The sequence below is a fragment of the Chitinophaga sp. CCNWYY40 genome (assembly GCF_037483205.1).
Classification (GTDB): domain Bacteria; phylum Bacteroidota; class Bacteroidia; order Chitinophagales; family Chitinophagaceae; genus Chitinophaga; species Chitinophaga ginsengisegetis.
The window spans coordinates 45,923-71,918 of record NZ_JBBHLF010000001.1; the positions used below are offsets into that span (position 1 = coordinate 45,923).

Annotated in this window: 17 protein-coding genes; 12 read left to right on the top strand and 5 right to left on the bottom strand. The window is 45.9% G+C overall.

Annotation, left to right across the window (positions count from 1 at the left end):
- Nucleotides 1-5 precede the first annotated feature (5 nt).
- Nucleotides 6-416, bottom strand: coding sequence for a Dabb family protein (locus V7S65_RS00185; protein WP_079468824.1), 411 nt, complete (start codon nt 414-416; stop codon nt 6-8).
- Between the two features lie 208 nt (nt 417-624).
- On the opposite strand from V7S65_RS00185, the gene V7S65_RS00190 reads away from it, so the two are divergent.
- The 7 genes from V7S65_RS00190 (at nt 625) to V7S65_RS00220 (ending at nt 7,689) form a co-directional block, all read left to right on the top strand.
- On the top strand, nt 625-2,136 hold the full coding sequence (locus V7S65_RS00190; RefSeq protein ID WP_336386599.1) for a sensor histidine kinase: 1,512 nt from the start codon (nt 625-627) through the stop codon (nt 2,134-2,136).
- Between the two features lie 4 nt (nt 2,137-2,140).
- The gene (locus tag V7S65_RS00195) at nt 2,141-3,325 is read left to right on the top strand and encodes a DUF4407 domain-containing protein (RefSeq protein WP_079468822.1); all 1,185 of its coding nucleotides are present in this window, start codon (nt 2,141-2,143) and stop codon (nt 3,323-3,325) included.
- A 35-nt stretch (nt 3,326-3,360) separates the two neighbouring features.
- Nucleotides 3,361-4,059, top strand: coding sequence for a LytR/AlgR family response regulator transcription factor (locus V7S65_RS00200; RefSeq protein ID WP_079468821.1), 699 nt, complete (start codon nt 3,361-3,363; stop codon nt 4,057-4,059).
- 57 nt (nt 4,060-4,116) lie between these two features.
- Nucleotides 4,117-4,707, top strand: coding sequence for a TetR/AcrR family transcriptional regulator (locus V7S65_RS00205; RefSeq protein ID WP_079468820.1), 591 nt, complete (start codon nt 4,117-4,119; stop codon nt 4,705-4,707).
- Nucleotides 4,708-4,744: 37 nt separating this feature from the next.
- Entirely contained in the window at nt 4,745-5,623 is an 879-nt protein-coding gene (locus V7S65_RS00210) for an alpha/beta hydrolase (RefSeq protein WP_336386598.1), read from the top strand.
- 56 nt (nt 5,624-5,679) lie between these two features.
- Entirely contained in the window at nt 5,680-6,570 is an 891-nt protein-coding gene (locus V7S65_RS00215; protein WP_336386597.1) for an SPL family radical SAM protein, read from the top strand.
- 96 nt (nt 6,571-6,666) lie between these two features.
- Complete coding sequence (locus V7S65_RS00220) at nt 6,667-7,689, top strand: sugar phosphate isomerase/epimerase family protein (RefSeq protein ID WP_111579556.1); 1,023 nt, start codon at nt 6,667-6,669, stop codon at nt 7,687-7,689.
- Nucleotides 7,690-7,729: 40 nt separating this feature from the next.
- Here the strand turns inward: V7S65_RS00220 and V7S65_RS00225 are convergent, their stop codons facing one another.
- Nucleotides 7,730-8,575, bottom strand: a complete 846-nt coding sequence (locus V7S65_RS00225; RefSeq protein ID WP_336386596.1) for a dienelactone hydrolase family protein — start codon at nt 8,573-8,575, stop codon at nt 7,730-7,732.
- A gap of 66 nt (nt 8,576-8,641) precedes the next feature.
- Here V7S65_RS00225 and V7S65_RS00230 point away from each other — a divergent pair, with 66 nt between their 5' ends.
- Nucleotides 8,642-9,853 carry an NAD(P)/FAD-dependent oxidoreductase gene (locus V7S65_RS00230; protein WP_336386595.1) on the top strand — a complete coding sequence of 404 codons (1,212 nt, stop codon included), beginning with the start codon at nt 8,642-8,644 and terminating at the stop codon, nt 9,851-9,853.
- Between the two features lie 14 nt (nt 9,854-9,867).
- Here V7S65_RS00230 and V7S65_RS00235 read toward each other — a convergent pair whose 3' ends face one another.
- Nucleotides 9,868-10,665: a FecR family protein gene (locus tag V7S65_RS00235; protein WP_111579559.1), complete on the bottom strand. Its 798-nt coding sequence runs from the start codon at nt 10,663-10,665 to the stop codon at nt 9,868-9,870.
- Nucleotides 10,666-10,847: 182 nt separating this feature from the next.
- On the opposite strand from V7S65_RS00235, the gene V7S65_RS00240 reads away from it, so the two are divergent.
- The 4 genes from V7S65_RS00240 (at nt 10,848) to V7S65_RS00255 (ending at nt 21,224) form a co-directional block, all read left to right on the top strand.
- Complete coding sequence (locus tag V7S65_RS00240) at nt 10,848-12,029, top strand: proline dehydrogenase family protein (protein WP_079468813.1); 1,182 nt, start codon at nt 10,848-10,850, stop codon at nt 12,027-12,029.
- Nucleotides 12,030-12,375: 346 nt separating this feature from the next.
- Nucleotides 12,376-15,957: a hypothetical protein gene (locus V7S65_RS00245; protein WP_336386594.1), complete on the top strand. Its 3,582-nt coding sequence runs from the start codon at nt 12,376-12,378 to the stop codon at nt 15,955-15,957.
- Nucleotides 15,958-15,989: 32 nt separating this feature from the next.
- Complete coding sequence (locus V7S65_RS00250) at nt 15,990-20,543, top strand: DUF6443 domain-containing protein (RefSeq protein ID WP_336386593.1); 4,554 nt, start codon at nt 15,990-15,992, stop codon at nt 20,541-20,543.
- A gap of 18 nt (nt 20,544-20,561) precedes the next feature.
- Entirely contained in the window at nt 20,562-21,224 is a 663-nt protein-coding gene (locus tag V7S65_RS00255) for a hypothetical protein (protein WP_336386592.1), read from the top strand.
- 299 nt (nt 21,225-21,523) lie between these two features.
- Here V7S65_RS00255 and V7S65_RS00260 read toward each other — a convergent pair whose 3' ends face one another.
- Nucleotides 21,524-22,840 carry a RagB/SusD family nutrient uptake outer membrane protein gene (locus V7S65_RS00260; protein ID WP_336386591.1) on the bottom strand — a complete coding sequence of 439 codons (1,317 nt, stop codon included), beginning with the start codon at nt 22,838-22,840 and terminating at the stop codon, nt 21,524-21,526.
- Nucleotides 22,841-22,870: 30 nt separating this feature from the next.
- Nucleotides 22,871-25,867, bottom strand: coding sequence for a SusC/RagA family TonB-linked outer membrane protein (locus tag V7S65_RS00265; RefSeq protein WP_336386590.1), 2,997 nt, complete (start codon nt 25,865-25,867; stop codon nt 22,871-22,873).
- Nucleotides 25,868-25,996 lie beyond the last annotated feature (129 nt).

Sequence of the window (25,996 nt, forward strand, 5' to 3'; positions counted from 1 at the left end):
TCTCTTTATACTTCTACGGCATCATAAACGATTACTTTCTCCCATAAATGACTGCAGTTTTTTATAAACTCCAGGTGAATGGGATGGGTTTGATAGGTGGCCTGTCCGGCGAGGTCACTGAAAAAGATCAGTTCTGATACGCCCCAGCTGTTATCCACCACCTCGCGTTTTTCGGTACTCGCTACCACGCCTACACGCAGGTCACGAACAGTTTCTATTTTCGACAGGGTTTTTACACCGGCTACCAGTTTATCGCGGTCTTCTTTGGAATCCGGGTTCTTCAGCCAGAAGAACACGTGATGCACAATCGGGTATTTCTTTTCCATATTTGTTGAGGGGATTGCTGCGGCAGCGGCAGTACCGGCGGCAAGCGCTGCTGCGGTTCCTAAAAATTTACGTCTGTTGGATGTGCTCATATTGGGCTTGTTGAGGCGATGAAAATAATAAAGATTGTCGATTTATTATAATTATCCCTGTCAGCCCGACACTTATAGGGATGGCTTCCGGAGGGAGTTCTTATTTTACCATCAAAACCGATTTCATACCGGATTACACTACTTTCATCCCATTTTGCCCCTGCTGCATAGCAACAATTGCTATTATTGCCTTAAATACATCAACCTTATGAATCAATTTAAGAAAATTGAATTCGGCATCGTAACCGCCATTTTTGTGTTGCTGATGTTTTCGATCCTATACCCCAGCATTATTTATAACGTATTTGAGCTGCAGGAGATCTATGGCAGAAAGTTCGCCACCTATCACCAGGTGTTCGACTATTACATTCATTACCTGCTGCCTTCTATGGGACGGGTAACGCTGGTGTATGTGACCTTCCTGCTGGTGAATTTTGTAATTGTACCGGAGTTCCTGGAGAAGGGGAAGTGGCTGGGAGGCATATTGCTGCTGATCCCGGTGGGGGCGTTTTATTTTGCCATGATGATGGTCGCCAATTCTTATTACAACGGCTACCTGTTGGGCGTATATGATACGGTGCGGGGTGCGCATATGTATTTTGCAAAAACAGCTTTCATTACCACTGTTTTTTCCGGCGTGCTCTATGTGGCATATTATTATTTCCGCAAAGCACTGGTAAGTCTGCTGTATCCGCGTATTGTAACAGATCCGGCTTTCCGGCAGATGCTTACAGAAATTTGCTGGGCTGCCGGCGCATTTGCGGTATTGTTTTGCCTGTCGTTTTCCGATTCCAGGGACATGGCACTGATGATCTTTTTCTTTGGTCCTTCGCAGATTGCCGTGTTTTTTATTCTCCGTTATAAAGTATTTCCGGCATTCGAGGACATCCACCGGAATAAGAGCTTACTGATCCGGGATGTTGTTTTTACTATCGTGGGAAGTAATGTGCTGATGGCGCTGATATGCCGCGCACTGGTACACCGCGACGGAGGCTGGTTTGTGGCGCTTGCACTTATTGGCATAGCGGTATCCACAGGCATTGTGCTGCCCGTTTGCTGGCTGTTGTTTAAAAGTCGCCAGAAGCAGGTGAATACGGTGGTAACGCTGAAGAAAGCGCTGGGGCATTCCGCCGCCAATCTCGACTTCCTGCGTTCCCAGATCAATCCGCATTTTTTATTCAATGCCCTTAACACGCTGTATGGCACCGCTTTGCAGGAGGAGGCTGCCCGTACCAGCGAAGGCATCCAGAAACTGGGTGATATGATGCGGTTTATGCTACATGATAACCATATGGAAAAAATTCCACTGGATAAGGAGGTGGCTTACCTGCAAAATTATATCGCCCTGCAACGCCTGCGCGTATTGTCATCTCCCGATATCCTGATAGAAGTAAATATAGATGAAAGTCAATGTCAGCATGAGATTGCGCCGATGTTACTGATCCCTTTCGTGGAAAATGCGTTTAAACACGGGATCAGCCTGCGGCATCGCTCCCGTATCGTGATTTCCCTGAGCTGTACCGCCGATCAGATCTTCTTCGATGTGTATAACAGCGTGCACCCCCGCCCGGAAAATGATCCGGAGAGGGAGGGTATGGGGATTGGTTTGAATAATGTAAAAGAAAGACTAAATTTATTGTATCCTCACCGGCACGAGCTGAGTATCCGTCACACGGCTACTGAGTTTTTTATCCATCTGACAATTGATGTTAATAAATAAGTAAATGAAAAAAGAAGAAGAAGTGGTACCGGGCCCTGATGGCATGACGCGCTTTTTATGGTGGCTGGCCGCTGCTGATGCCGATGTTTTGCAGGAGTGTAAAACCGAGAAAGAGCGGTACCGTATCATCGGCGTATCTGTATTGGTGACGTGGATGTTTGCCACACTGTCGTGGGGCTATTTCTTTTCCACCATCGTAAACGATGATATGGTGGTAGCCGGGCTGGCGCTGTTTTTTGGCTTTGCCATTTTATCGGTCGACCGTACCCTCATTGCCGCTATGTCGCGCACCAACGGCAGCATAAAAGTGATGCCGGTAATATTTCGTTTAGTCCTTGCCGTTACCATAGGTTTGTTTATTTCCCAGCCTGTAGTGTTAATGTTATTTAAGAAAGATATCGATACACAGCTGGAACTTGGCAAGCAGGCAAAGCTCGATGCTTACCGCGCGCAACTGGTAAAGCTCAACGCCGGCCAGATGGCCACCCTGCAGCAATCCCTTGATCAGGGCAAGCAGCAGCTGGCGCAGAAAACCGCGGAGCTGAAAGTATATAAAGATGGCTACATCAAAGAAACCGACGGCACCGGCGGCTCCGGCAGAATAGGAGAGTCGGACATTGCCCGCGTAAAGAAATCGGCTTATCTCAAATCGGAGGAAGAACTACAGGCTATGCAAAGAGCCTGGGAGCCGCAGCAGCAACAGCTGCAGGCACAAATGGCACGTATGCACAGCGTGGACAGCCTGAAGGAAGCCGTATATGTTAGCACACTCACCAACGGATTCCTGGCGCAGATAGAAGCCCTGAACGAACTGACCGAAACGCATCCGCCGGTAAAACAACGCTACCGCCTCATTGTATTTATCATTACCCTCATAGAAGTAATGCCCCTGCTTAGCAAAATACTGATGCCCAAAGGTGAGTACGATGAAAAGCTGGCTGCCGCCACTGCCCAGGGCGTAGCCTCCGCACGGCTGCAAACAGACACCGGCAAAGAATTAATGGAACACTACCAGGCTGCTGCACTGGCGGCCGATAAGGAAACGGTGGACCACCTGTTTGAATCTACCCGCGACCTGCGCCGCGAACAGGCCGATGCCCTCGTAAAAGAGTGGCAAAGCCGGGAAAACAGCCAGTACCAGAATCTCTGGCAGCAGGCCCGGCGACTCCTGCTCGGCAAAATTAGTTAGATCCCTGTATTGCTTACCCGTAAAAATAGCCAAAGATGACTGCTATTGCGATAGATGATGAACCGGTGGCGCTGGCTGTTATCAAAAATCACGCTGCCAAGGTTCCCTTCCTGGAAATGAAGGGTTTTTTTACCAATGCTTTTGAAGCAATCGACTTTCTCAGTAAGGAAAAAGTAGACCTGCTGTTCCTGGATATTAAAATGCCGGATATCTCCGGGCTGGATTTTTTATCCAGTTTGCCGCATCCGCCCATGACGGTTTTTACCACCGCCTATTCTGAACATGCGGTGAAAAGTTTTGAGCTGGACGCCATCGATTACCTGCTCAAACCCTTTTCCCTGATACGTTTCATGAAAGCCTGCAATAAAGCCAATAACCTGTTGCAGCTGAAACAACAGAATGGCGTTCCTGTGAATAAGGAACAAACAGACTACATCTTTGTGAAAAGCGGCTATGAACAATTCCGTATTGTGCTGGATGATATCCTCTACCTCGAAAGCGCCGGCAATTATGTGAACTTCATCCTCACCGACCGTAAGCTTATTTCCCGCCTGTCTATGCAGGAAGCGGTAGATCTGCTGCCCATTGGCTCATTCACCCGTGTGCACCGCTCCTATATTGTGGCTAATAAAAAAATTGAACGCGCCGACCGCAACTCCCTTTACATCAAAAACATACCAATTCCCATTGGGGCGGCGTATGCACCGGCGATTGAACGCATCTTTAATTTATAACTCCGCGTAGAAAAAATATTTGCCAGAATGGACCAATTGGTCTAATTTGCTAAAAGCATGGGCAAAGCAGAAAAAACACGCCAGTTCATTATAGAAAAAGCCGCTCCTATTTTTAACAAAAAAGGAGTGGCCGGCACCTCTATCAGCGACATCCTCAAAGCCACCAGGCTGGCGAAGGGTGGCGTGTACGGCAACTTTTCCTCCAAAGAGGAAATAGTGATGGAAGTGTTTGATTATATCGCGGAAGAAGAGAAGCTGAACCTGCGGCAGGTAACCGCCACCGCCAATACTTCGGCCGGTAAGTTTGAAGCGTTGTTTGAGTATTATACCCGCTTCCCGGCGGAGCAGAAAATAGCCGGCGGCTGTCCTATGCTCAACTTCGGCGTGGAGGCAGATGACACCAACCCGGGGCTGAAGAAAAAAGTGAGCGAACTGGTACTCTACTACCAGTCGCGCATCGCCAAAATGGTGCAGTACGGAAAGGAACACGGCGAGTTTAAAAAAGACTGGGACGAACGGAAATTTGCTATCCGCATGTTTACCATGCTGGAAGGCGCTATACTCGTAAGCAGCGTACTCGGACATAATAAACAGATGCTCGTGGTACTGGAAGCGCTAAGAGAAGAAATCAGGCATCATTCTCTTTAACTTTTTTTATTCCTAAAAATAAACCAATCGGTCTAAAATGCAACACCAGGTTTTACCATTGTCACTGCGGATGACCGGTGCGATATTATCCGCCATGAGCCGCCCGTTTCCGGTTACCACGGCAAAGCTGTTTTACCGGCTGTATTGCACACCGCCCGCATTAAAGCTCCGGCCGGTACATCAGCAGTTCCGCGATCAGGCCGTATTGCAGCATTTGCAGGTAACCAGCTATCCTTTCGATAATGCGCCCCTGAAAGTAACTACCTACCGCTGGGGAACCACCGGCCCCAAAGTATTATTGCTCCACGGCTGGGGTGGAAGTCCTCTTCATTTTAAACAACTCATCAGTTCAATGGTGGCGCAGGGCTACCAGGTAGTGTCTTACGATGGGCCGGCACACGGCCTTTCCGGCGGCAAACGTACCAACCTGGTACAATGGATGCATGTACTGGAACAGGTGATGCAACAGGAAGGCCCCCTGCATGCTATCGTTGGCCATTCGTTCGGCGGACTCAATGCTGCGCTTACCCTTTCCCGCAAAAATGTACACGTGCCACGCCTGCTGATGCTCAGCACCGCATTGAGCGCACCCGTATTCTTTGATGAAGCGCTCCGCCTGTTCCGTATCCACCCGGTAGTAATGCCCGTGCTGCATCAACTGATCCGGCAAAGACTGAAAGAAGACCTCTCTGAAATGGACATGCACCGCTACATCAATAACATCAAGGCAGATAAAATATGGATGGCTTACGATACTACTGACACCCTCGCAAAAGCCACGGAAATAGACGACTACCTGCAGCAATACCCGGCTATACAATCGCTTCGCATCACCGGCGACGGCCATTTCCGCATCATGCGCCATGAAGCCGTGTTACAGGGCATCCTGGCGGTACTGGCAGCCGACATAAAATAAAAAGCTACACGGGACCATGAAATAAAATCCGGACCTTTGGTGATATAACTTCGCATATGCCCAGGTATATAACGGTTACGTCACTACTGAATAAAACCAAAAGAAGGGACCCCTGGTTCCTGGACGACTATACCATTAATCCGTATAGTGGTTGCGCATTCAACTGTTTGTACTGTTATATCCGTGGCAGTAAATACGGTATCAACATGGCAGAAAAGTTGTCCGTGAAAGAAAATGCGTTAACCATTCTTCGCCGGCAACTCGCAGCCAGGGCGCGTAAGCAGCAACAGGGCTTTGTGGTGCTGTCGTCTGTAACAGATGCATATCTTCCGCTGGAAGAAAAGGAACTGCTCACCCGGAGCATCCTCGAACTACTGCTTGAATACCGTTTCCCGGTACATATCATCACCAAATCGCCGCTGGTATTACGCGATCTCGACATCCTCCGGCAAATCAACGAACAGGCCGTATTGCCCGCTGATATGGCTTTGTACCGGCATAAGGCTATGATCACTTTCTCTTTTAGTACCATCGATCCAATTATCGGAAAGCAGTTTGAACCCGGTGCGCCTGATCCCGTGCAACGGTTGCTGGCCCTGAAATCCTGCGCAGATGCAGGGTTTATGACCGGTGTGAGTTTAATGCCTCTCTTACCGTTTATCACCGACAGGCCGGAGCAACTAGCATGGCTATACGCTGCTTTTCACCAGCATGGCGCGCGGTATGTATTTCCCGCTTCCACTACTTTGTGGGGAGACGAAGCGGCTGATAGCAAACAGCTGGTGATGCAGGCCGTGCAGCAATACTATCCGCAGTATGCGGAACAGTACCGTCTTCTTTTTGCCCACGGCAGCCAGGTTCCGGCCACTTACAACAACGCCCTTCAGACCGCGGCAGCAGTGGAAGCGGCGCGTTATCATCTTCTTCCTGAAATCCCTTTTGAATAGTTCTTTTTTATTTCTCCCTGAAAATTTATACGCTTAAACTTGCTTTCCCCCGTGTAAATGAATATTTTAGGAGAATGAATTTTAAAACCCACGTATATGAGTAATGTTAACAACCGCAGGCAATTCCTGCGTCAAATGGGCGTGTACACTATGGGAATGGGGATGTTGCCCGCTATACTGGCCGCCTGTAATGAGGGGAAGTCCACAAAGAGCGAAGGCGACAGCGCCGCTGCTGCAAAGCCCGGCGAAGCTACTGCCCACGAGCTTTTCTTTAAGATCTCGCTGGCGGAATGGTCGTTCCATAAAGCTTTGTTTGCAGGTAAAATGAACCACCTGGATTTCGCCTCCCGCGCAAAGAATGAATTCGGTATTGAAAACATCGAATACGTGAACCAGTTCTTCAAAGACAAAGCAAAGGATCAGGCATACCTCGCAGATATGAAGAAACGCGCCGATGACCTGGGTGTTCGCAGCGTACTCATTATGTGCGATGGGGAAGGAGAAATGGGCGACCTGGATGTGAAGAAAAGAATGAAGGCGGTTGAAAATCATTACAAGTGGGTGGAAGCAGCTAAGTTCCTGGGTTGTCATGCGATCCGTGTAAACGCAGCAGGAGAGGGATCTCCGGAAGAAGTAGCCAAAGCGGCTGCAGATGGCCTCACCAGGCTGGCTACCTTTGGAAAGGAACATGACATTAACGTGATTGTGGAAAACCACGGCGGCATGTCTTCCAACGGTGAATGGCTGAGTGGCGTAATGAAAACCGTGAACATGCCCAACTGCGGCACCCTGCCGGATCTGGGCAACTTCTGCATAAAAAGGAGCAAACCGGAAAGCAACACGCCGGAAGCATGGGCTAAAACTACCTGTCTCGAAGAATACGACCGCTACAAAGGTGTGGCAGAACTGATGCCTTTTGCAAAAGGCGTGAGCGCAAAAACATACGACTTCGATGCCAACGGCAACGAAGTAACCATCGACTATACCCGTATCCTCAAAACAGTGAAAGACGCCGGCTTCAATGGCTTTATGGGTATTGAGTATGAAGGCGAAAAATTATCTGAAGAAGAAGGTATCAGGAAAACAAAAGAACTGCTGCTCAGACTCGGCGGTAAGTAAAAATATTTCAGCGGAGGGAATATTTCCCTCCGCTGAACATTTACAGTGAAAATGCTTTTTTCAGAAATGGCACCACATACCCGTAAGCATCCGCAGTAGCGGCGCTGTCGAAAATAGGGTTGCTCGGATTGGCAAAGCCATGCGCCGCATCATAACGTTTAACCGTGAGTGTTTTACCCGCTTCCTTCATGTTCTTCTCAAATTCATCTACTACCTGCGGGTTAATGCCTTTGTCTTTGTTGCCGAATAATCCCAGTACCGGCCCGTGTAAAGTTTTCAGCTTACTCACATCTTTCTCAGGCATGCCGTAATACATCACTACGCCCACATTTTGAGCCCCCGCCACTAAACCCGACTGCAAAGACAATCCACCTCCGAAACACCAGCCAATGGACGCTATTTTAGCCGTTTTTCCGGCATGGGTAATTGCCCCCTGCATAATGGCCTGTAATCGTTCCCTGGGGGCTCCCTGCATTAATTTAGCGGCATCTTCCCGGTTGGTAGCTACCTTTTGATCATACATATCCACGGCCAGCACATTTACTTTGCCTCCCAGGTCGTTATACAGTTGCTCCGATTGCTTTTTTATGTAGTCGTTGAGGCCATACCATTCCTGGTACACCAACAGGTATTTATCCGAGGTTTCTTTGGCTTTGAACAGAAAGCCATGCGCAGGTGTTCCATCTGTAGTGGGAAACGTGACAGCCGCGCCGGTAGTTCCCTGGTAGGTGAATGGCAGCGGGTCTTTGTGCGCCATGCGGAATTCTTCCTGGCTGGCCAGTGCGGCAAATTCCGTGATGGCATCTGTATGACAGCAGGGAGCCGTTTGGGAAAAAGCACTCACAGCCATGAGTAAGCAGCTGGTTAAGAAAGTTAGTGTTTTCATGACAGTTTGATTTTGCTGACAGAAGATACGAATTTCTTTGGTGCAGCTTTTGTAAAATCAGTAAATATGGATCTTCAGTCAGGTTACCCTTATTCACTCATCCGTAACGGCCTCCCATATAATTATCCCTGGCTGGAACAGGACATTCGTACGCACGTGGCAGTTATAGGCGGCGGTATCTCCGGCGCGTTAACGGCCTATGCCTTAACAAAAGCAGGCATCCCCTGTGTAGTGGCCGACGCCCGGACCATTGGCCTCGGCAGCACCGCCGCCAGCACTTCTTTGCTGCAGTATGAAATTGATACGCGTTTATCGGAGCTAAGGGAGAAAGTAGGCGTTCGCAATGCCAACCGCGCATACGAACTATGCGCCGCTTCTATTGATGAACTGGAGGCTATTTGCAAAGCACTGCGCTTCCCGCATTTTGAAAGAAAGCATAGTTTGTATCTCGCATCTTACCGGAAAGATGTAAAAAAGTTATCGGAAGAACTGGAAGCCCGTCGTGAGCTGGGGCTGAAAATGGAATGGTGGGACGCCGCAACAGTAAAAGCAAAGATGGGCTTTGATGCGCCGGCAGCCATCTATTCACATACCGCTGCACAAACAGATGCGTATATGCTCACCCATGCGCTGCATCAGCACAATATTAAACACGGCGCATCCGTATTTGACCGTACCGCTGTAGTGGATATTGATTTCCGCCCGCGCAGCGTGGTGTTGAAAACTTCGCAGGGGCACCAGGTTACGGCGCGCTATCTCGTAATCGCCACCGGGTATGAGGTGCTGCAATATATCAAAACTCCACTGCTGAAATTAACTTCTACCTACGCCGTGGCAAGTGAACCCAATCATGCGCAAGAACAATGGTACCAGGATTGCCTGATCTGGGAAACAAAATCCCCATACCTCTACATGCGTACTACCAGCGATCACCGGGTGCTGATAGGAGGGCGTGACGAACCTTTTTATAACCCCCGCCGCCGGGATAAACTGATTCACCGCAAGGCGAAAGACCTGGAAAAAGACTTGCGGAAGAAATTCCCGGAGCTGCGTTTTCATCCGGAGTTTAAGTGGACAGGCACCTTTGGCGCTACGGAAGACGGGCTGCCTTTCATCGGCACTTTTGCGCCCATGCCGCATACCTTTTTTGCACTGGGCTTTGGCGGCAACGGCATCACTTTCAGCCAGATTGCCGCCAATATCATTACAGACCTGGTACAGGGAAAGAAAAATCCCGATGCGGCCATCTTTTCTTTCAACAGGAAAACAGGTAACTAACGGTAATGGATATACTAAAATGTAATCACTACCTTATTGTCACGGATCTTATATTTGAAATGCTGTTGCTCGCCGAGGTTGTTCAGCACATCTTCCAGCGACGCATGAAAAAAAGCAGCGTCTGTGATCGCGGGCGCTTTGGATGCATCGCCCTTCATTTCCACTTCCACGCCAAACCATTCTTCCAGCATGCGGGATAGCGCCATAGGATTAGTGTTATTTATCCGCAAAGTATCAGACAACCACGTTTCCAGTTCCTCCGGTTGATAGGTTTCTTTTTCCATCAGGTCAATTTCATTGTTGGCCAGGATCATCTGTCCACGTTCCAGTATTTCCGGCTGATTATCGGTGGCGGAATGATAGGATTTTCCCACACGGATCTTCCCGTTGAGGAGGTATACGGTAGCGCCATGCTGACTGGCAAAGGAGCGCATTTTGAATTCGGTACCCAACACAGTAGCCCTTAATTTATCGCTGGTAACAGTAAAAGTATCGGTAGATGGAACAACGGCAAAGAATGCATCGCCATCCAGGATCACCGCACGGTTGCCCTGTAAATAATTGGCGGGTACTTCCAGTACAGAAGCAGAGTTAAGTATTACGCGGGAGCTGTCGGGCAGTGTAACGGCAGTACGACGGCCGGTGGTGCCCTTATAGGTTTGGTATCCGATGCCCGGCGTTTTCAGGTTCACAGGTGCATTTTCCGGCGCTTTTGTCTGGCAGCCGGTGATCACTATCCCGCCCGTTAACAACAACGCCAGCGCATTACGGCTGGAAAAGCAACGGGAGATAGTATCAGGTTTAAATAGCATATTCCAGGAATTTTGTATGTATTCAAAAAGACCTAAAAGTAATAAAATAAACACCGGTAAAGGAGTATGCTTCAACAATTTCTGAGAAGCAATAGACAATATCTGTTAACGCTGTTAAAAAGATATGCTGATATTATAATGATTTTTGTTTAGAAGCCGGACGCACCCTAACTTTGCGGCCCATGGAAAAGCAGCTACCTTTATCATTTGATAATACCGCTATCGCATTTGAGGCAAAGACCGACAAGGCACTGAAAAAAGCCAACTTTCTCTTTAGTAATATCGGGAAGCCCTGGCTGGTAAAATTGGGCGCCGTGATGACTCCCATCGCCTTTAAACTGGGGTTACCCATTAAAGGCATTATTAAAAGCACTATTTTCTCACAGTTCTGCGGTGGTGAAACCCTGGAAGAAGCGGCTACCACTGCGCTGCAACTGGGTAACTATCATGTAGGGGTAGCACTCGATTATGGCGTGGAAGCAATGGAAGGGGAAGAAAGCTACGATGCCGCTGTTCCCGAATTCATCCGTGCTATCCAATACGCTGCCACCAGACCCGATATTCCTTTCATCGCTATAAAAATTACCGGCTTCGCCCGGTTCGATCTGCTGGAAAAAGTACACCGCAAGGAAACTTTAACCCCTGCCGAACAACAGGAATATACCCGTGTGCGCAACCGCGTACATGCCATCGCTGAAGCAGGCGCCCGTCATAATGTGGCCATCCTCGTGGATGCGGAAGAATCCTGGATCCAGGACCCGGTAGACGCCCTCACCGATGAAATGATGTCACTGTTCAACAAAGGAAAGGTAATTGTGTACAATACCTTCCAGATGTATTGCCACGACCGTTATCCTTTCCTGAAGGTATCCCTCGATAAAGCGGTAAAGAATGGCTACCTGCTGGGCGCCAAACTGGTACGCGGCGCTTACATGGAAAAAGAAAACAAACGCGCGGCAGAAAATAATTACCCAACCCCTATCCAGCCAAGCAAAGAGGCTACGGATAAGGATTACGACGCAGCGGTAAAATTCTGTCTTGATAACATCGACAAGCTCGCCGTTTTCATAGGTACGCACAACGAAAACAGCTGCATGTTTGCCGCAAGATTACTCCACGAAAAAGGATTGCCGCACAACCATCCGCATGTAAGTTTTTCACAGTTGCTGGGCATGAGCGATAACATCACTTTTAACCTGGCGCATGCCGGTTATAACGTCAGCAAATACCTGCCGTATGGTCCCGTAAAAGAAGTAATGCCTTACCTGATCCGCAGGGCGCAGGAGAATACCTCCATCGCCGGGCAAATGGGCCGCGAACTGGCACTGATCAGAAAAGAAATGAAGAGAAGGGCGATGGCATAAAGTAATGGGGCTGACCCAAAAAGGCTCAGTCCTCAAAGAATGTAGAAGAAATGGCCGGCTGTTTCGTTCCATTTTTATTTTACCACCAAGAAGTCCTATGTTTAAGATTATTTCATATTTGTTTTCAAATATTATTAATTATATTGAGCCACTATTGGCAAGTTTTTTTACACCTTACCTATTTTTTGTTTTGTAGTTAAGCCTTGAATTGTTATAATAGATTGTTGTAAAAGATCCCATTTTATTCTCTATCCCGCCTCTTAGGTGGTATCAGAGTGTCCGATAATAATGTGTAACCCGGTAATATTATTAGTTCAAACCTATGTTGTGTAAGTCAATCCCTTCCATGGTACCAATAAAGTTTTATTTAAGCTGGCTACTGTTTTTTTTATTACCAGTTTTGAGCCAAGCCCAAAATGATTACGTTACCCTTTCTAAGTCATTTAGCATTACGCCCCCCTCTCCTAATGCAGCGGCGTTAGGGCAGTATGGTAATACCCCCGTCGGGCTGGCCACTGGAACCCCACAGGTATCCATTCCTTTGTATACGCTTAAAACGCAGCATCTGGAACTTCCGATCGGTCTCTCTTATAGCACCAACGGAATAAAGATTGACCAGGTAGCCTCCAGAACTGGAATAGACTGGGTGCTAAATGCCGGAGGGGTGATCACAAGAACTGTGTATGGCAGCCCTGATGAATTTAGTACCTGGTTATCCATGCCTCCTAATGTTTTTTCGAGTCGGGCTGGATTGAGTTATTTAAGAGTGGCTTGTGAAGTTACCAGTGGTAACCAGCTAAGTCAAGATACGCAACCGGATGTCTTTTCTTTTAATTTCAACGGCTACAATGGAAGGTTCACTCTTGACAGCGCCAGAAACATAGTGTTGATAAAGTTTGACAATCTTAAAATAGAAAAGCAGTTTACCTCCGACGATTGGAACTTTAAGGTCACTACAGGAAATGGAATAATGTACTATTTCGGTGGAATAGGAGCTACAGAAACGACGAGAAATGTGCCTAGTAGTGGCATTTGCGAAGCCCATTACGTTCGTCCGGCCAAAACAGCCTGGTATCTAAAAAAAATAGTACATCCGCTGGGCGATTCCATCACCTTTAACTATACAGGGATAGAATGTATCTACGAAACGGGAGTTAGTCAAACTATAGCGGAAACAAAATGGTCCGATAGAAATATAAGATGCGGCAGTACCCTATTTTGCACAGTCTCCGGAGAGTCCACATGTTTGTCTAAACTAAGATTGAATGCGAAGGCGTTAAATGAAATCAATACCTCCGCGGGAGACAAGATAAAAATAATTAACTCGAATCGCTTAGATATTAATAACGAGTATTTAATAGATAGTATTGAAGTATATCATAAAAAAAACCTGTCTACCCCTTTTAAAGTAATTGATCTGGTATACAACTATTCGAATAGCAGAGAGCCGATGGCCAATAGTTATTTTATTGATACAAAATATAAATTACGTCCCTTCCTTACGGAAGTGATAGAAAGAGGAGGTACTTCCACCATTCGCAAACACGCATTTGCATACAATGATTATGATGGGTTGCCAGCCAGGCTATCTTTTTCGCAGGATCATTACGGATATGCAAATGGTAAAAGTAATGCTTACCTGGTACCAGGATCGGTGGATTATAAAAGTGAGTTTCCTTTAACTTATGCCAACAGATCGCCTGATCCTGCCTACGCCGTTAAAGGGGTTTTAAGTAGAATTACCTTTCCCACAGGAGGCTATGACACCTTAATGTATGAAGGTCATACTATATCCCAAAGGGTGGATATTACACCACCTTTGAGATCCGTATCACTGGCTACCATCGGATCGGGTGTAAAAAATGCAAAGACAGTTTATACTATAATTTCACCGCTTTATAATCAGGATGTAATTTTTCATTTTGCTTGCAATCTGGTTCCCGGAGAAAGTTATGAGCCATTGGATAATTACGCATATGTTCGTATTTATTCGGGATCGGGCACTACCAATCCAATTTATTGGGCCACAGTGAATGTGGGGAGTCCAGTTGACTATACCGCCACGTTATCGGGGAGCACGGATTATAGAATTGAAATAACTGCCTATGGAGAACAGGTGGAGGCGAGAGCAAATTTCGAATATGGCGGTGATCCCACCACACCTGTGGATCAGAATGTATATGTAGGAGGAGTAAGAATTGCTAAAATCCAATCATTTACACCGGAAAATGGTCTGGTGAATACAAGAAAATTTTATTATGGAGGATTAAACGCGCCGTATAAATCGAGTGGGCAAATAGTGGAACCAGTATGGGGATATTATGAAGAATATCCAGTGTTGGATAAATGTGCTTTAGATGAACACAGCGTTACATTTGGAAATTGCTTTAGGGTGGTAGGACATTCCAGCACTATGCATAATCTTTTTGGTAATGCAGGAAGCCATATATATTATGGTAATGTAATTGAGGGGATGGGAGAGGATTTTGAAAATGGCGGAATTTCTACGCTATTTAAGTCCCGTAGCAATGATGACGCAGAACTCTTATATGGATATAGGCTACATGGTTGGCCGGTTTCAAATGTCGCCTGGGAAAATGGTTTAAAATCGGCAGAGCTGTTTTTTTCCAAAGAAAATAATCAATACAAGAATAAGAAGGAGGTAACGTACAATTATAAGATTGAAACCCGGAATGTAAGAGATTTGTATGGGTACATCGTTCGGAGAAGACACGACGATTTTATCACCACTGCCACAGGTCCTACAGATCCTATGGAATGGTTACCCTGGGATGTTGTAAAATACTCTGTACAGTCTAACTGGAACTATCTGGATACTACGGTTACTAATTTGTATGATGATGTTGGGGCAATCGCATCCACTACTAAAGTGGCATATACCTACGATAATCCACTGCATGATAATCCTACCAGGGTATGGACCATTCAAAGTGACGGAGCAGAAGAAACGATAAGTACAAGTTATCCGCTGGATTATGCAACGGGCACCCCCTTTATTGATAGCCTGAAGGCTGCAAATATGGTGGATCTACCCATTGAGAAGGTAAAATACAGTAAACGCGGGACGGCTGTTAAAATCTTAGCAGGGAGCATTACAAAGTATTATCCGAATAGCAAAGGATTAATAGAATCAGAAATGCTGCTGGAAAATGCGGCGCCATTACCATTGGCTAACTACAAGTTTTCCTACAGAGGACTTGGGGTATTACCACCAGCAGGCAGTGTGTCCATTTTTCAGCCAGACCCGGGTTATAAAGGAAGGGTTAATTATGATAATTACGATGGCTTTGGCAACATCGGCCAATTCACAGTAAATGGTGGTACTGGTGGGTGTTATCTTTGGGCTTATAACTCTCTGTACCCCGTCGCAGCTATCAAAAATGCTGGCTTATCTGATGTGGCTTATACCAGTTTTGAAAGTGCGGACTGGGGTAACTGGATATCGGCAGGTAATACTTTTGTAATTACAGATGGACTTACCGGCACTCGCTCTTATACACTCCAAACCGGCAGTATTTCCAAAACGGGACTAGTGGCAGCCAAAAAATATATAGTGTCTTACTGGGCAAAGGCCGGTGCATCCATTATCGTCAATGGGATAGTTAGTAGCACTATTGGAAGAACTTTTAAAAATTGGACCTATCATGAAAAGGTGGTTTCAGGAGTCACTTCGATAACCGTATCCGGCACTGGAGGCATTGATGAGCTACGTTTGTTCCCCGTGGAAGCCTTAATGAATACCACCACCTATGAGCCTTCTGTAGGTGTAACGTCTTCCTGCGATACCTATGGGAATGTTACTTACTACGAGTATGACTTGTTTGGACGTCTTAAAGTTGTAAAAGACTTAAATGGAATGATTCTGAAACAGTATGATTATCAATATCAGGCACCAGTACAGCAATAAAAGGAGGTGTAACTATTATTAACAGACATCTTATGCGTAATTCTTATTTTCTCTATATTTTTCGGACGTATACTGCAGTAATCGTTTGTCTGCTGGCTGGAAATACCGTTGACGCACAAAACAGACCCCAGGCAACAGCTCAAACCGTTGTTACACCTGTTGCCAGACCTGTTGCATACAAAAATACTCGCACTAATTACGTACGGTCCTGGGAACCTTCCATGCCAGCCAACGACACGGCTTTTGTGGCTGCCACGTCCCGAACTGTAGCTGAAGTAAAGGAGAACACCCAGTATATGGACGGATTAGGACGCCCAATACAAAACGTCACCAGACAAATCACTCCTTCTGGTAAAGATTATGTAAAACCGTTCGTATATGATGATTTTGGACGGGCACAGTATAATTATCTGCCTTATGCTGCTACCGGCAACAATGGAAAATTTAAGATGGATCCCTTCCAAGAGCAGGCATCATTTATGAGTAACCAATATTCCAGTCAACATATTTTTTACGGTGAAACGAAGTTTGAACCTTCCCCATTAAACCGTGTCTCCAAAGCATTGGCGGCAGGGGATAGCTGGACAGGTACAGACAGAGGAATCAAGGTAAATTATCAGTTTAATACCATTAGTGATGCTATACAAATATGGGAAATAAGAGAAGGGGATCTGAAGCCATGGAGCACCGGAGTATTTGCATCCGGTGAGTTACAAAAAAATATATCCACTGATGAAAATGGTATCCGTACTATTGAGTATAAAAATAAAAAAAGCCAGACTATCCTAAAAAAGGTCGAATTATCTCCTAATTCGGCAGAAGGGTACGCTAATTGGCTTTGTACCTACTTTATTTATGATGACCTTGATATGCTGCGATACGTTTTGTCTCCCAAGGCCATCTCATTAATTTACCAAAACTGGAACACTAATCTCACTACGGCTATTATCAGAGAGCTATGTACGGTTTATCGTTATGATGGGCGGAGAAGAATGATCATGAAACAAGTACCTGGTGCTGATTCTGTTGAGATGGTGTACGATATCAGGGATCGTTTGGTGTTTACCCGCAATGGTAATTTACGGAGTAAATCTCCTGCCCAGTGGCAGGTTTCTTTATATGATGGACTCGACCGACCAGTCATGACTGCTTTATACAATTCAAGTTTAAGTAGAGAAAGCCTGCAAATGGCCATGAATACGGCATTGAATAATAGCAAGACCATTACTTATAACGTGCCTTATATCAACGATCTGGTAGTAGCCTCTCACGACAATCGTTTGAAGTATGAGGCGAAAAATAGCATAGTATTTAATCCTGGCTTTGAAAGTTCTGTTGGTAATGAGTTTGAAACGGAGTTGAATCCGGCAGGCATCAGCCATAGCATTAATCTTATAGTGAGTAATCCGCTGCCCGATTTACAGGATGCCAACCTTTATCCGCTTACTTACACTTTTTATGATGATTATTCCTATCCAGGAGTACACACGGCGGTCACCAATGATTTAGCGTTAACAGATAAAGGCAGTAATGTATATGAAGAATTGGTGACCAATCCCGGTAATATGACAAAGGGGATGGTTACTGGCATGAAAATCCGGGTGTTGGGGACAAATGAATGGTTAACAACTACTAATTTTTATAATTACAAGGGGAGAGTTATTCAAACGGTTGCAGATAACGCGGTAGGAGGAAAAGATGTTACCTCCCTTTTGTATGATTTTAATGGAAAATTATTAAGTACTTTCCTGCGGCATAGTGCGCCACGAAGCATCCTGACAAAGGAAACAATCATATTGACCACTACCAATTATGATGTTGCAGGAAGAGTGATTAGTACCAAAAAACGTTTAAACGGAGAGGCTAGCCTCGATAGAACTCTCCACATTAACACCTATGATGAGTCAGGACAACTTAAAACAAAACGACTAGGGATAATTGGTACTGGCCAATTAGAGACACTTACCTATGAGTATAATATCAGAGGCTGGGTACGGGGAATCAATAGAAAGTATGTAAATGCCGCGAATAATCCGGACAACAATTGGTTTGGTATGGAAATGAATTATGACTCCGGCTTTGTAGTAAATCAATTCAATGGCAACCTGGCAGGCGTACGTTGGAAAAGCAAGAGCAATGATATTGCTAGGGCGTATGGTTTTACTTATGATGCGACAAATCGACTGCTCTCGGCCGACTATTCCCAGCAAAATGCCCCCAATACACCTGCCTCTGCATGGCAAATCGATAAAGCTGATTTTTCTGTAAGCGGTTTGACTTATGATCCCAATGGTAATATAACGCATATGAACCAGAAAGGGATGGATGGGCTTAACGTGGTTAACATGGATAACCTCTCTTATACCTATAGACCCAACAGTAATAAGATAGCAGCTGTAGCGGATGCCAGCCAATTGGTAACCAATCTAGGCGATTTTAAGAATGATGCGATAGGGGGAGATGATTATGATTATGATGGCAATGGAAATCTTAAATATGATAATAACAGAAATATCAATAGCATTACCTATAATCACCTGAATTTACCAGAAAACATTACAGTCCGTAATAAAGGTAGCATCCTGTATTTATACGATGCTCTTGGCAACAGGCTCCGGAAAACTGTTATTGATAATTCAACTGCCAGCCCCAGAACCATTGTTACGGATTATGCCACGGGTTTTGTATATCAGAATGATACCTTGCAGCTATTGGCACACGAAGAAGGCAGAGTTAGGGTATTTCACAAAACAGGCGATCCGCCAGCCTTTAAGTACGATTATTACATGAAAGACTATCTGGGAAATATAAGAATGGTACTGACAGAGCAAAGTGATTTAACCATCTATACAGCTACGATGGAAACAAGTAGCGCGGCTAAAGAAAATGCCCTTTTTGGTAATGTAGATAATACAAGAAGCGTTAAACCTATTGGATATCCCAGTGATGAAGTGGTGGCCAAGAATGAATTTGTAGCAAAACTTAATGCTGCAGGGAATGGAAAAAAAATTGGTCCCAATATCGTATTGCGGGTAACGGTTGGTGATACGGTGCAACTCAGTACCAGGGCATTTTATAAGACAAGTGTTCCATCCCATGATAAACAACCTATAGGGCCAGAGAATATCATCAGTTCCTTATTGCAGGCGTTTAATGGCAACAATTCTACTGGAGGAGGACATGGCAATGGAACGCTTAATAGAAGGACACCTTTTAATGATCAATTTACCACTAACGATTATCAAAAAATACAGCGAAAGGATCCGGATCAGCAAATGGAGAATAAACCTAAAGCCTATCTAAACTATTTACTTTTTGATGATCAGTTTCAACTCGTGGATGAGAATAGTGGCGTGAAACAGGTAAAAGGAGAGCCGGATCAGTTACAAACCTTGGAGAAAGATAAAATGGTCATGCAGAAAAGTGGTTTCCTGTATGTATATACCAGCAATGAAAGTGCCCAGGACGTTTATTTTGATAATATCACCCTTGGGGTTATGTCTGGCCCGCTCCTTGAAGAAACCCATTATTACCCATTTGGTCTTACAATGGCCGGCATCAGCAGCAACCTGTTAAAAGGAACCAATTATCCTGAGAATCGGTTAAAATACGGAGGAAAGGAATTACAAACTAAAGAATTTGCAGATGGAAGTGGACTGGAACTATATGATTTTAATGCAAGAATGCAGGATCCTCAAATTGGACGCTTCCAGCAGATAGATCCTAAAGGAGAACTCTTTGTTAATGCGACTCCATATAACTATTGTTTTAGCAATCCGGTTTTATTTATTGACCCTGATGGGATGCTTGCAGAATACAATTGGGAAGATGGGAAATACTATGATGGTGGAGAGGAGGTGTCCTGGGATAACGTGCAGAAACAATACAGGACGGGTAATTATGCAGGTATCCAAAGTGTGATGCTTGCGCCTCAATATACCGATGATAAAAAACAGACCATCGTCAATGATTATGGCAGTGGGGCATTGAAAATTGTAGTGGATGCTGCAATAAATACTAAAGGAAATATACGTGTGATGCATGTTGAAGATTCACGGGATGCCGCGGAGCAGATGGAATCAATTGAAGGGAAAATCAACAATCTTTTTATTCTGAGTCATGGTGATGCAGCGAATGCGCCGCACAGAGCTTATTTTGCCATCGGTGTTGAAAATTTTCATACCGAAGATATTTCAAAGTCATCCGGACTGGCAGGTATCGCTAAAAAAATGGCCAGCACAAAGGGGCCATTACCCAGTGCCGCACAAGTAATCGTCTTAGCCTGTGGAGCTGGCGGTACGCATAATGGCGGAACTGAATTAATGATGGCATTGGCTAAAAAATTGCACGCCACCGTATTCGGCAATCAATCTTTAACCCATGCTTCAATGGGAATGTTTAGCGGATCTACCCTTTCTTATTCAAGAAATAACTGGCCCTCAAATCATGATCCCAATGGAAAGTATTCAAATGGTTATCTTAACACTGGCAATTGGACCAAGGCATACGAACGAGGGGGAAATGCCGTATATGAAACAGTGCAGAATGTGTACATAGACGCTTTTGGTAAAATTCACTCAAACTAACTCCTTACATTTACAGGTATGAAAGATACATCGCTCCTGCTGTTATTATTATTTTATTCCTCCTGTCTGGTTGATACTGGTCAGAAGCAAAGTGGTTTTTACAACGATATAGACCTTTTTTCTCTGCAGGGGAAAGAGAAACTGACGACAAAGCCTATCTTACCCTATATTGAAATAAAGGAGAATAATGATTCTGAGCGGATCGTTACCTTTCATAGAAGTAAAAATCAAGTAAAATCAACTATTTATAAAAAGAAAGCAGATGCCTGGTGTACTGTTTATCTGGAAACATCGGACACAACCACTCAAACCGTGTATGAATACCTCCAGCCCGCGAAAATCATAAAGTTGTATTATATTCAGGCTTCTAATAACCAATTGCCACTTTTGCAAGAAGTAGTGGTTTTGGAAAAATGGAAAGAAACCTCTTTTCTGGTGGACAACCTTCCTATTTCCCCCGGTGTGGATGTTGCAAAGAATGTGACGCCAAATGCAAACGGGACATATGTGGAAACCATCACAAAGTTGAATGGCACTTTAATTATTGAAGGAACAAAGTTGGATGGTGAGCGAAAGGAGACATTTCATATAAAGAAATGCTATGAAATTGGTGGGCAATCTTATTTCAGATGGAGATATCTCAACCCACAAATAAAACCGATACTATGTGATAGCCTTTGAGATACAGCGTAGTGTCCAATTTAGTTAATTCACTGATATCCACATCCTCTGCAACTTCATTCACTGCACGCGCCAGATTTTTTTCGCCAATCAATTCGCCAAGGGCGGCGGGAGATAATAAAAGAAATTGTTGCTGGTTATATTACTTAAATATTACGGAGGTCTTTACTTTACTACTGTAATTTTGATGTGGGGATCAAAATTACAATTCGGGCTTTACTTAAAAAAGTAAGGGCTGGCCCAAATTGGGTGCTTGTCCAACAGCCACTTTGGGCCAGCCTTTAGATATTTTCTGCTTCTTAAATATTGCTTTCACTCTGCGGCAACGGATACCTCGGCCACACATCATCATCCGGCCTGTCTTTAGGCAAAGTTCCCAACAGGTTATATCTCCTTACATCTATCCAGCGATGGCCCTCCATAAACAGGGAATAACGCCTGTTGTATAACAGTTCCGTAATTAGTGCTGCCAGTGTAGGGGGGCCGCTATATACCGGAAGGTTATGCGCTGTGCGTATACGGTTGATGGCCACTATGGCATCGGGGATTGCATTTTTCTGCATCTTCGCTTCTGCATAAATCAATACCAGCTCCTCGTTCCGGATAATGCTGATGGGCGCATTTAAGGAGGTCCATACTATCACATCACGGTTACCGGTTAAGCCGCTCTGGCTGGCGGAGGAAGTGCGCAGCGATGTTTTGGTGATGCGGTCGTCGCCTGGCAGGATATTGATGGCAAAAGAAGGATGCGCGACCCTTATTTCTCCATTGCCATTTGGCGGGAGGTACATGGTATTGGCAAGATCGCCGCCATTGGTGGAAAAGGCATGATAAACACCCCTTGTTAAAGAGCCGTTCAGGTCAAAGAAGGATTCATTGAGCGCGCTCAGTGCGTTATCCCATTTCTGTTGGTAAATATACACCCTGGCGGCAATGGCGCGGTTAAATTTAATCAGGCCCGGGGCGTCTTTAAATCCCAGAAATCCATCTGACAAAGGAAAAATAACTTCCGATCCGGTGAGGTCAGCTTTTCCTTCATCGAGGAATTTTAATATAGAATCCATCACTACAGCAGGGTTGGTAATAACAGGTCCCAGGGTAGCGCCATTGGGTACGGGTATACGTACGCCATTGGTATTGGTCATGTTGAGATTCAGCAACAGCTGATAGCCGATCAGTGTTTTGGCAAATCCTGTGAATGCCTTCTTTTGTACATCAGATGCTACTTCTGTACGGGTATTGTTAATGGCATCGAGCAAAATGAAACATTGTCTTGCTACCTGGTAGCGGGCCGACCAGGGGTTGGTAATGTAAAAGGTGTTATTGTCCAGCAGTTTGGAGCCGCCACCCAGCAGATCGGTGGTATAGCGGGGCTCTGCACCGGAGAAACGGTAAATTTCCCGGCCAATAATACCGGTGCCATCAAGGTAAGCGGAGAGACTGTTGCGCATACCGGATTCGGCGCCCGTTACCAGGTTAAACAGGTCGCTCCTGGAAGGATCGGTGATGATACCGCCTACCACGGGTGTATTCAAACTGTTGATCTCTCCTTTCTGACAGGCGTTGAGGGCCAGCAGGAAAAGAGTTACCGTTATAATGGAAAGATACTTTTTCATATGTAATGATTTTAAGCAGATGGATAATGATCAGAAATCGACGCCAACATGAAAACTGGCCCTTTTGGATGCAGGGAACGGCATAACATCTACGCCTGTTGATAAACCGTTACTGCCGCGGGTTTGAGCGGTAGTAATGGTGTTACTGCCGAAGTTGGATACTTCCGGATCATAACCCACGTACTTTGTCCACGTAAAGAAATTATTGGCGGATACGCCAACACGGATCGCTTTCAGTATCGCAGTATTTTTGATGGGAATATTGTAATAAAGACCTATCTCACGGATACGCACATACGAAGCGTCCTGTACATAGATGGATGCATCGCCGGCGCCAGGACGGTAAAGCCCTGCCTTCGTGCCTTTCATCTCATCATCATAATCAAAAGAAGTAGCTCCGAGATCGGTGAGCAGCTGGGTGAGGTTAATGTTGTCGCCGCCTTTTTTCCAGTGGATGAGGAAACGGAGGGACAGGTTTTTGAATACGGTTAATTCATTGAAGAAGCTCATCTGGAAATCCGGTTCGGCATTGCCGATCAGTTTCAGGTCGCCGTTCACGGTGCCTTTGATCTGCGTGGCAGGTTGTCCTTCTTCCAGGTAAAAAGTACCGAGTGAATTACCAAAGGCGCCAATGGCATACGGAGGAATGATCAGCTTGGTGACTTTGGAGCGGTTTTGCCACCAGTTGATGCTGCTGTTCCATCGCACATTAGGCGTGTTCACAGGTATCAGGTTTAAGCCCAGCTCTATTCCTTTGTTTCTCAGGTCACCGCTGTTTTTCCACTCAGTGGCATAACCGGAGGAGCCGGGAAGCGCATGACGCAGTAATACATCGTAGATCTTTTTGTTGTAGTAGGTTGCTTCCAGGCTGATGCGGCCATTCAGTACGCTTACATCCAGCCCGGTTTCAAATTCTGTTTGCCGTTCCGGTTTAATATCGGGGTTGCCCTGCAGGTTTTCCACGAGTACGCCGGGGAAGCCGCCGATGTTGCTACCCAGCATCTGGGTAAATTTACTGCCATAGGGAGGTACGTTGCCGGATTGGCCATAAGCTGCGCGCAGCTTGAGGTTATCCACACCGGGTACCTTCCAGAAATCCATTTTCGCAATATTCCAGGAAATGGACCCTTTGGGGAAAACGTAATATTTCTGGTATTCACCGTTGTTGGTCGACCGGTCGAAACGCACACCTGCACTGAAAGTAATGGCATCTATCAGGGAAAGGTCTTCCTGTATAAAAATACCATTGTCCCGGTATTTCTGGCGGAATTGGCGGGTAGTGGTGTTGGCGCTGGCATCCAGGTTACTTTGACCAGACACGAGGTTGGTAGCTACTGTAACAATATTATCAAGGTAGCCGGTTTCCAGTGTGGCGCCGGCGGTACTGGTTAAGCTGAGGTTGTTGTTGGGCGTAAAGGTATTCACAATGAATCCGCCGATATTGGTGTTGGTATTATTGGTATTGCCCTGGATGGAATGTCCCTGCAGGCCGTTCTCTTCAAACTGGAGATTGCGTGGAAATAAGGCAGCGGTTTTGAAATTAAAGTAGTCAATACCACCGCGTCCTACCAGCCTGGTAGTGGAACGGTCGCTCTGTTGCAGGCGTATCTCTATATTACCGCCACCCACAAAACGGTTGGTTTGTTCGTTGTTGATCATGTTGTCGCGCGTTTCCAGCGGGTTGGAGCTGGCAAAGGTATTGCGCGGATACTCACCCAGCGCATTGGGGAACAGGTTCACAAAATCAGGTGTGGACGACAACGCCACACCGAGCGAAACGCCGTTGTTATCGTTATTGGTCAGCCCCCTGTCGGCGGAGGAGTTGATATAGTTGGTAGTAACGCCTACGGATACACGATCACTCACTTTGTGATCCACATTCAGCCGGATGGAGTTGTTGAAATAGCCGGTTCCTTTCACAATGCCGTTTTCCTGCCGCCGGTTTCCGGAAAGATAGAAAGTAGTTTTTTCGCCGCCGCCACTGAGGGAGATACCGGTGTTCAGCACCAGTCCTGTTTGTCCGAAGATTTCTTTTTCATAGTCAAAGATCTTCCCGGCATTTTTTGCTTCTGTAAACTGCGCTTTATAGGCGGCGCGTTTGGCCTGTACATCAGGATCAGGGTTATCGGCAGTACCTGCAAGATCGGCGGCTGTTTCGGGGGTAAAGGTGCGTACACCCATCAGGTGACGCACTTTGGTAAAGCCGGTTTCCTGGTTAAGGGAGATTTTTGTTTTGCCGGATTTACCTTTTTTTGTGGTGATGATAATTACGCCGGCAGCGGCCTTGGCGCCATACATCGCAGCGGCGGAAGCGCCTTTCAGGATTTCAATGTTTTCAATGTCTTCCGGGTTGAGGTCCGCGATACGGCTGGAAGGGTTATCCTGGTTGTTGGGGCTGCCCGAAGTAGCAGCGCCGGTTACATCGTTCAGTCCTGCGGGAATGCTGCTGTTGTTGAAGAAGATTCCATCTACTACATACAGCGGCTGAGAGTTACCAAATACGGAAGTGATACCGCGCATTTTTACAGAGATACCGCCACCGGGGGCGCCGGAATTAGCCGTTATCATGGCGCCGGGCACTTTACCGCTGAGGGCTGCGTCAAATGTTTGCGCAGGTGCCACCCCGTTTAATTCCGTGCCTGAAATAGTAGCTACTGCATTGGCAAGATTACTTCGCTTCACATTGGTGGCTAACCCTGTTACCACAATTTCATCCAGCCGGGCGAAATCTTCTTCCAGGGTCAGGTTTATCACATTGTTACCCGGCGTAAGATTGATTGTTTTGGTTTTATAGCCGGTATAACTCACCGTTAAACTTGTGGTGCCGGCCGTGATGGCCAGCGTATAATTGCCATCAGCATCGGTGATGGTCCCTTTGTTGGTGTTGGGAATGCGTACGGTAACGCCGGGAATGGGTTTGCCGCTGACGGCGTCCCTGATTTTTCCGGTGATGTTTTGCTGCGCAAATAGTGCCAGGGTACTGCATAGGCATAGCAGTACCAGCAAGCTGGATTTTGGTAGAAGCATAGCTTGTGATGGTTTAGATAAATGAATGATGATTAAAACGAGGTTACAATATCATGTTGCTGATTATTTTTTGGTTTACAGATAGCACAGATCCTGATCCGATTTTGGTTGTTTAATAAAGTTAATTTT

Bases quoted from the DNA above. Each gene is read 5' to 3' on its own strand.
- V7S65_RS00185 (WP_079468824.1), bottom strand. From the start codon at position 416: ATGAGCACATCCAACAGACGTAAATTTTTAGGAACCGCAGCAGCGCTT.
- V7S65_RS00190 (WP_336386599.1), top strand. From the start codon at position 625: ATGAATCAATTTAAGAAAATTGAATTCGGCATCGTAACCGCCATTTTT.
- V7S65_RS00195 (WP_079468822.1), top strand. From the start codon at position 2,141: ATGAAAAAAGAAGAAGAAGTGGTACCGGGCCCTGATGGCATGACGCGC.
- V7S65_RS00200 (WP_079468821.1), top strand. From the start codon at position 3,361: ATGACTGCTATTGCGATAGATGATGAACCGGTGGCGCTGGCTGTTATC.
- V7S65_RS00205 (WP_079468820.1), top strand. From the start codon at position 4,117: ATGGGCAAAGCAGAAAAAACACGCCAGTTCATTATAGAAAAAGCCGCT.
- V7S65_RS00210 (WP_336386598.1), top strand. From the start codon at position 4,745: ATGCAACACCAGGTTTTACCATTGTCACTGCGGATGACCGGTGCGATA.
- V7S65_RS00215 (WP_336386597.1), top strand. From the start codon at position 5,680: ATGCCCAGGTATATAACGGTTACGTCACTACTGAATAAAACCAAAAGA.
- V7S65_RS00220 (WP_111579556.1), top strand. From the start codon at position 6,667: ATGAGTAATGTTAACAACCGCAGGCAATTCCTGCGTCAAATGGGCGTG.
- V7S65_RS00225 (WP_336386596.1), bottom strand. From the start codon at position 8,575: ATGAAAACACTAACTTTCTTAACCAGCTGCTTACTCATGGCTGTGAGT.
- V7S65_RS00230 (WP_336386595.1), top strand. From the start codon at position 8,642: ATGGATCTTCAGTCAGGTTACCCTTATTCACTCATCCGTAACGGCCTC.
- V7S65_RS00235 (WP_111579559.1), bottom strand. From the start codon at position 10,665: ATGCTATTTAAACCTGATACTATCTCCCGTTGCTTTTCCAGCCGTAAT.
- V7S65_RS00240 (WP_079468813.1), top strand. From the start codon at position 10,848: ATGGAAAAGCAGCTACCTTTATCATTTGATAATACCGCTATCGCATTT.
- V7S65_RS00245 (WP_336386594.1), top strand. From the start codon at position 12,376: ATGGTACCAATAAAGTTTTATTTAAGCTGGCTACTGTTTTTTTTATTA.
- V7S65_RS00250 (WP_336386593.1), top strand. From the start codon at position 15,990: ATGCGTAATTCTTATTTTCTCTATATTTTTCGGACGTATACTGCAGTA.
- V7S65_RS00255 (WP_336386592.1), top strand. From the start codon at position 20,562: ATGAAAGATACATCGCTCCTGCTGTTATTATTATTTTATTCCTCCTGT.
- V7S65_RS00260 (WP_336386591.1), bottom strand. From the start codon at position 22,840: ATGAAAAAGTATCTTTCCATTATAACGGTAACTCTTTTCCTGCTGGCC.
- V7S65_RS00265 (WP_336386590.1), bottom strand. From the start codon at position 25,867: ATGCTTCTACCAAAATCCAGCTTGCTGGTACTGCTATGCCTATGCAGT.